Origin of the sequence: Acetobacter sp. (assembly GCF_047721705.1) — a bacterium.
In the GTDB taxonomy this organism is placed as follows: Bacteria; Pseudomonadota; Alphaproteobacteria; order Acetobacterales; family Acetobacteraceae; genus Acetobacter.
This window is the reverse complement of the sequence record NZ_JBDNXK010000020.1, coordinates 34,150-40,726: the sequence shown is the minus strand read 5'-3', so window position 1 is coordinate 40,726 and position 6,577 is coordinate 34,150. Positions and strand designations below refer to the sequence as shown.

The window sequence follows — 6,577 nt, the reverse complement described above, 5'->3', positions numbered from 1 at the left end:
TTTTTGATAAATTTAATCATAAATAAAAATATATTATTCGACACAACATTTCACTATATGAACAATAAACACTGAAAAAGTTGCATTTAAATATTTGTACAAAATATAAAAATAGATAACTTATTATAGCAACACACCCATCATCGTTAATAGAACGTCAAATCTCGCCTTCGTTTTTCAGTTGGTATCGGAATAATGAGGCCGTTCACCCGATCTGAAAGAGAAAGAGAGTATTTAATGCCTCGCGCACTGACATGGTCTCCTGACCAAGATGAAAATCTTTTCTTCCTTCTTAATAAAAAGAAAATGACACTTAGAAGTGCTGCTAAATTACTTGGTGTAAGCAGAAGTTTTATTCATAGACGATCACAGAAAATCCAACGTGAAGTTCATTTCCACGCATGCAGCACTGTCAGAGAAGCAGCAGGACTGGAGCCGCTTGCTGTTGGACACCCCATCAGCTGGAGAGCAATAGAAACTCCCTCTCAGGCTCGTTTGCGGCAGTCCGCAGAAAATATGATCGAATTTGCAGAAGCTGCCTGATATTCAGGCATCACAGGCACGTCCCAGAATGGGCAGGCTCAATCCTGCATTGATCCGGTTCGGGTGAACAGATTTCCATAACCAGCAATCGAAGTGAATTGGAGCGAATGCCACCTTGTCGTGGCGTTCGCTCCTGTCTTTTGGCATATGTTCCGGCACCTATCCGATCACAGTGTCTGTTATCACTGCTTTCCATCGGCTTCTCTTTGCCTGGATCACTTCATGTCTCATGCCTCTTCCACCAACGACACCTCCAGCCGTGACGCGTTCGTGTCGCTTGGGCTATCGCCAGCCTTAAGCGCCAAAGCAAAAAACGCTGGCATGAAGGAACCGACGCCGATCCAGACCATCGCCATCCCGCGACTGCTCTCTGGAGTGGACGCTGAGATTCTGGCACCGACAGGAACCGGCAAGACAGGCTGTTATCTCCTGCCGCTGTTCGCCATTCTGCAAAAAAGGAAAAAACTGACCGGTCTCGTGATCGTCCCGACCCGCGAACTGGCGCGACAGGTAACGGACATGGCCATGCTACTGGCGCCTTCCGAAGCTTTTGCCCCTTTCGCAGTATATGGCGGCGCAAAAGACGCTGAAGATCAGAATGACATTCCACCTCCCAATACCCGTCTGATCGTTGCAACCCCCGGACGGCTGCTTGACCTTTTCCGCTCGGAGCGGATCGAACCTGCCGACTGCCGCTTCCTCGTACTGGATGAGGGCGATCGGCTGATGACCAATGAATTTGGAGAGGAGATGCACGATATTCTGGCTCTGCTCTCAAAAGACCGCCAGACAGTCCTTGTGTCCGCAACTGCCTCAGACGACACCATCAAAGCGGCACAGCAGTTCCTGCACAAGCCGGTGCGCATAGAGCCTGCCCGCACGGAAAAACCTTCCATCAGGCAGGCGATCTTCTTCACGACCATGCAGGAGAAACCAGCCGCCACCGAAGCACTTTTGCGCAAACATCCCGACCGTAGCGCCATTGTTTTTGCATCCACGCGCGACGAAGCGGACCAGATCACACGCCACCTCCGCAAACGAGGTCTGAAAGTCACCACTCTGCATGGTGGCCTGAGCCAGCCCGCGCGCAATGCCTCCGTAGAGGCTTTCACCTCCGGCAAGGCAACCATACTTGTCGCAACGGATATCGCCGCTCGTGGTCTTGATATCGAACAGGTCGATCAGGTGATCAATCTCTCCCCACCAGAACAGCCTGAGACCTTTCTCCACCGGATCGGGCGCACTGGACGTGCGGGACGCACCGGCTGGGCCGCAACGCTCTGTGCTCCAGAAGAACGCAAGACAATGCGCAAGATCGAAAGCGCTTTGAAATTGAAGCTTGCTGTTCTGCCAGTTCCGCCACTACCGCAAGGGAGCGCTGGGCGAGCACGCGGCAATCGCTGAACGCCCTTACGCCTCAGCCCATGCCGGCATGAACTGGCAAGCGGTCGCTACGCTTTCCGCATTCACTGTCTCAAACATAGGCACTTCGGCCAGAACGGACACATGGCCATGTGCTTCAATCGCCGCCTTATTGCCGGGATTGAGGGGGCCGTTCAGCACTACGCCCGCAACAGCAATCCCGCGCCTGCGCAAGGCCGAGAGACTGAGTAGTGTATGATTCACCGTGCCCAACCCGCTGCGCGCCACCAGCACAACCGGCAATCCCAAACGTGCAATCAGATCAATCATCAGCAGTTCGGATGTAACCGGCACATCCAGTCCGCCTGCCCCTTCCACTACAAGCGGTCGCTCCGGCTCCTGCATGGGCAGAACGAGACGCGATGGATCAACGCAGCGCCCTTCCGCTGCCGCAGCCGCCTCTGGTGACAATGGCGCCAGAAAAGTATCGCCCGGCGGCACAATACTGGCTGGCGCGATGGTTGTGAGATGTCTGATGGTTGGTGTGTCGCCTTCCTCATCCGCCAGACCGGTCTGGAGCGGCTTCCAGTAAAGCGCGTCCCATGCCTGCACCAGACAGGCGGAAATGAATGTCTTGCCGACCCCTGTATCAGTGCCTGTAACAAACACCCCCGCGCGCGCAGGCTTGCGGATCAATCCGTAGCCAATATCCCAAGAAACCGCTGCCCCATCTCCATCGAACCGGCGAATGACCCGCTTCAGCATTGCCGCATTCAGTGGTCGGCTTCCCGCCACTGGTGCCGTTGCCCCGATCGCCCTTAAACCTTGCAGAAAGGCAAGCCCTCCTCCGGTCTGTTCCAGCACTGTGTCAAAATGCCAGTGCACGGCAGGATGACCGAACACTGATCCTTGATTGATATGTAGCGCTACAGTCTCCAACGCCGTCCGACTTGGATAACGCCTTATATTGGCCTCGATGTTTTCTGCGTGATGCGCCTGTCGCCATTCATGGAAACTGTCGCAAGCCAGCGTCGAGACGGCGAGAAGCCCGCCGGGAGACAGCTTCTGATAGAGAGCCGACAGGGCGCGTTCCGGTGGTTCGACCCACTGCAAGGCGAGATTGCCGCAGATCAGATCAAACGTTCCCTCCACCTCTGGTTCAACAGCATCCATGAGCATGAAGCGAACACTGGAACCGCAGCGTGCTTCTGCCCGATTCAGCATGGCCGGGGCCAGATCTGTCGCAATCAGTTCAGTATCGGGCCAGAGTGTATGAAGAAGCTGCGTAAACGCACCCGTCCCACATCCAAATTCCAGAATGCGCCGGGGTTTGCGGCCCGCCAACTCCTGTTCGATACGCTTCAGAAGCTGCCGTCCGACAAGCCTCTGCACTGACGACGCCGAATCATAATGTCTCGCTGCATCGAAGCGTTCCGCAATTTGCCGCCGCTCCCTAGCGCCCTGAACCAGTTCAGACATTGGCAGCCCCTTCAATAAAGCGGACACACAATTCCGGACGGGAAAGCGGTAAAAGGTGCCCACCGCTCTCAGCCCAGTGAATACATGTGGGTGATACGGAACTCTCACTCATGGCCGGGCTAACGATCGGATCATCACGGCTGGCCAGAAACGCCTGAACACAATCCGCATTTCCCCGCGCCTCACCGTCCTTCAACAGTTTCAAACCTTCAGCCAACCGTTCGACGCAGGGAACGCCTTTACCCTCATATTCCGTCAAATCCATTCCGCAGTTCGTCAGAAATTGCCGCAACACTGCATGAGGCTCCCTCTGTAATGCCGCCAGCATTCGTTCCAACACGCGGGAAGAAACGCCCATTGGAAAAGAGTCCTCCCGAGCAAAACGGGTAAATCCATTGATGCCGACAATCCGGCTGCCCTCTGGAAGCGTTGCCTGCGTAAGAAGCCACATCAGTCCCAGCGAGTGCCCAACCGCCAGAACAGGTTCGTTCTCAGGAATCGTTGTCTTTTCCGCGCCGAAGAAACCAAGATCGAGCGCCACCGTCTCACCACTCAGCCTGCTGCGCACCGGCTCCCAAAAGGCCGGGGTAAATCCCCATCCATGCACGAGGACGATCTTCATCGCGCCGCCTCCACCAGACGACAGATGGCCTCCCCGAGACGGTCCACGTCTTCCTTCGTATGGGCCGCCGAAAGAGTCACCCGCAGACGACTCCCACCTTTCGGCACAGTGGGTGGCCGAATGGCAGCAGCCAGCAATCCTTCCGCTTCCAGCCGGGCCGCCAGCGCGAGGGCTTCGCCAGCCTCCCCAATCATCACGGGCACGATCTGCGTGCTCGAATTGTCGGTATCGAAGCGCGCCGCATGCAGACGGGCACGCAAAACATCACCATGACGGGCGACACGCAAACGGGCCTCATTCAGAGAGGGCAACAGATCCAGTGCGGCGTCAGCCGCGCCGAGCACCGCTGGGGGCAAGGCAGTGGAATAAATGAATCCCGATGCCGCATTGATGAGCCAGTCACACAGCAACTGTGATCCGGCGATATATGCCCCCATTCCGCCAAGCGCCTTGCTGAATGTACCCATGATCAGATGCACGCCACCCGGCGCTTCGCTTGCGAGCCCAGCCCCATGCGGGCCAAGCACACCCGTGGCGTGAGCCTCATCGAGACAGAGAAAGGCACCGAACCGTTCTGCCAATGCAGCAAGAGCGGCGACGTCGGCACGGTCCCCATCCATGCTGAAAACACTCTCAGTCAGGATAATCCTGAGCCCCGGCTCGCCTTCCCGTGCCGCCAACAGCGTTTGCAGATGATCGAGATCGTTATGTCGAAATCGTATCTGGCGCACACCCGCCGCCGCACACCCCTGATGCAAACTGGCGTGATTCAGCCGATCAGAAAATACAAGCGGAAGAGCGCCTGTCTGCTCCGTTGAAAGACGGGCCAGCGCCGGGACGAGTGAAGCATTCGCCTGCCAGCCGGTAGCAAACAGCAAAGCAGCTTCGGTTTTCTTGAGATGGGCAACCTTTGCTTCCACCTGTTCGTGCAGAAGCCGCGTGCCAGTCACAAGACGTGAAGCCCCGCTCCCCGTGCCATAGCGCTCGGCCCATTCAGCTGCGCGATATTTCAGCGCCGGATGCTGGGATAGCCCGAGATAATCGTTGGACGAGAAATCCGTTACGATCGTCCCATCTCCACGCGCGAACCGAGCAGGACCAGCAGGCGTCAACGGACGAAGAACACGTCTTCGGTCTTCAGCCTGCAAGCCATCGAGGGCATTTCGGAAAAGGGAGTCAAAGCGCGTCATCGTGCCTGTCGTGCCGGAGCAGGCGATGGAGGTCAATTTCCCTCTTTCCAGAACCATTTGCCAAGCCCGAAAACTCCCGCCAAAACCGCCCTAGCATAGTGGAGGAGACACGCGTGTCAGAGCCTGATTGGTACCAAGCCGGACTGCCTCATATCTGGCTCCCCTATTCACAGATGAAGACCGCCCCCGCCCCTCTGGCCGCGCGCTCAACACAGGGAAGCCATATCACTCTGACGGACGGACGTTCTCTGGTGGATGGTGTCGCGGCATGGTGGACGGCCTGCCACGGATATAATCATCCCCATATCCGCGCCTGCGCCGAAGATCAGCTCAAACGGATGCCGCACGTCATGTTCGGCGGGATGGTGCATGAACCGGCGCTTCGTCTCGCAAGCCGTCTCTCCGCCATGCTGCCCGGCGATCTGGAGCGTGTGTTTTATACGGATTCCGGCTCGGTCGCAGTCGAAGTAGCCATGAAAATGGCCATTCAGTATCGGCTGAATCGCGGTGAAACCAATCGCACGAAACTACTCTCTTTCCGTGGCGGCTATCACGGCGACACGCTCGCTACGATGGCGATCTGCGATCCCGAAGAAGGCATGCACCATCTTTTCGCAGGCATAATGCCATCGCAATATGTGGTGGATCTGCCGCGCGACAATGCTTCCACGTCCGCTTTCGAGGCTTTTCTGAACGAACACGCCCACGAAATCACGGCCATCGTGGTCGAACCACTGGTGCAGGGCGCTGGTGGCATGCTGTTCCACGATCCCGCCGTATTACGCCGCTTGCGGGACGCCGCAGATCGCCACGGCCTCCTGCTGATTCTGGACGAGATTTTTACCGGCTTCGGTCGCACCGGCACAATGTTCGCCTGTGAACAGGCCGATATTGTGCCCGACATCATCACTCTGTCGAAAGCGCTTACGGGTGGCACCGTAGCATTGGCCGCGACTGTTGCCAGAAGGCACGTCTACGAGGCGTTTCTTTCAGATAACCCCGAACACGCTTTGATGCATGGGCCGACGTTCATGGCCAATCCATTTGCCTGCGCCTGCGCCAATGCTTCACTGGATCTTTTCGAGACAGAGCCGCGACTGGAGCAGATTGCGCAGATCAATCTTTTGCTCCGTGAACAGTTGGAACCCTGCCGCACGCTGCCCGGCGTCAAGGACGTTCGCGTGCTCGGAGCCATCGGTGTCGTGGAAATGGAAAAGATCGCCGATCCGGCAGCTTTACGGACGCGTTTTATCGAGGAAGGCGTCTGGATCCGTCCTTTCCGCAATATCGTCTATTTGACGCCCGCATTCACCATCACGCCAGACGAGCTTTCAGCGCTTACAGGCGCAATCCACCGCGTGTTGTCACAAGGCTTCTAAAA

Annotated in this window: 6 protein-coding genes; 3 read left to right on the top strand and 3 right to left on the bottom strand. The window is 56.6% G+C overall.

The features are described from left to right. Positions 1-237: 237 nt before the first annotated feature. Together ABF824_RS05560 and ABF824_RS05555 are read left to right on the top strand one after the other, a co-directional pair. Complete coding sequence (locus tag ABF824_RS05560) at positions 238-543, top strand: hypothetical protein (RefSeq protein ID WP_415486892.1); 306 nt, start codon at positions 238-240, stop codon at positions 541-543. Between the two features lie 222 nt (positions 544-765). Then, positions 766-1,947: a DEAD/DEAH box helicase gene (locus ABF824_RS05555; RefSeq protein ID WP_415486891.1), complete on the top strand. Its 1,182-nt coding sequence runs from the start codon at positions 766-768 to the stop codon at positions 1,945-1,947. A 6-nt stretch (positions 1,948-1,953) separates the two neighbouring features. On the opposite strand, the gene bioD is transcribed toward ABF824_RS05555, so the two are convergent. The 3 genes from bioD to bioF are packed head-to-tail and all read right to left on the bottom strand — an operon-like array spanning position 1,954 to position 5,196. Then, complete coding sequence (gene bioD, locus ABF824_RS05550) at positions 1,954-3,384, bottom strand: dethiobiotin synthase (RefSeq protein ID WP_415486890.1); 1,431 nt, start codon at positions 3,382-3,384, stop codon at positions 1,954-1,956. Further along, positions 3,377-4,006: an alpha/beta fold hydrolase gene (locus tag ABF824_RS05545; protein WP_415486889.1), complete on the bottom strand. Its 630-nt coding sequence runs from the start codon at positions 4,004-4,006 to the stop codon at positions 3,377-3,379. Before ABF824_RS05545 ends, bioD begins: the two co-directional genes overlap by 8 nt. Further along, the gene (gene bioF / locus ABF824_RS05540; RefSeq protein ID WP_415486896.1) at positions 4,003-5,196 is read right to left on the bottom strand and encodes an 8-amino-7-oxononanoate synthase; all 1,194 of its coding nucleotides are present in this window, start codon (positions 5,194-5,196) and stop codon (positions 4,003-4,005) included. The genes ABF824_RS05545 and bioF overlap by 4 nt, the downstream gene beginning before the upstream one ends. A gap of 173 nt (positions 5,197-5,369) precedes the next feature. Between bioF and ABF824_RS05535 the strand changes: the two genes are divergently transcribed. Beyond that, the gene (locus ABF824_RS05535) at positions 5,370-6,575 is read left to right on the top strand and encodes an adenosylmethionine--8-amino-7-oxononanoate transaminase (protein ID WP_415486895.1); all 1,206 of its coding nucleotides are present in this window, start codon (positions 5,370-5,372) and stop codon (positions 6,573-6,575) included. Positions 6,576-6,577 lie beyond the last annotated feature (2 nt).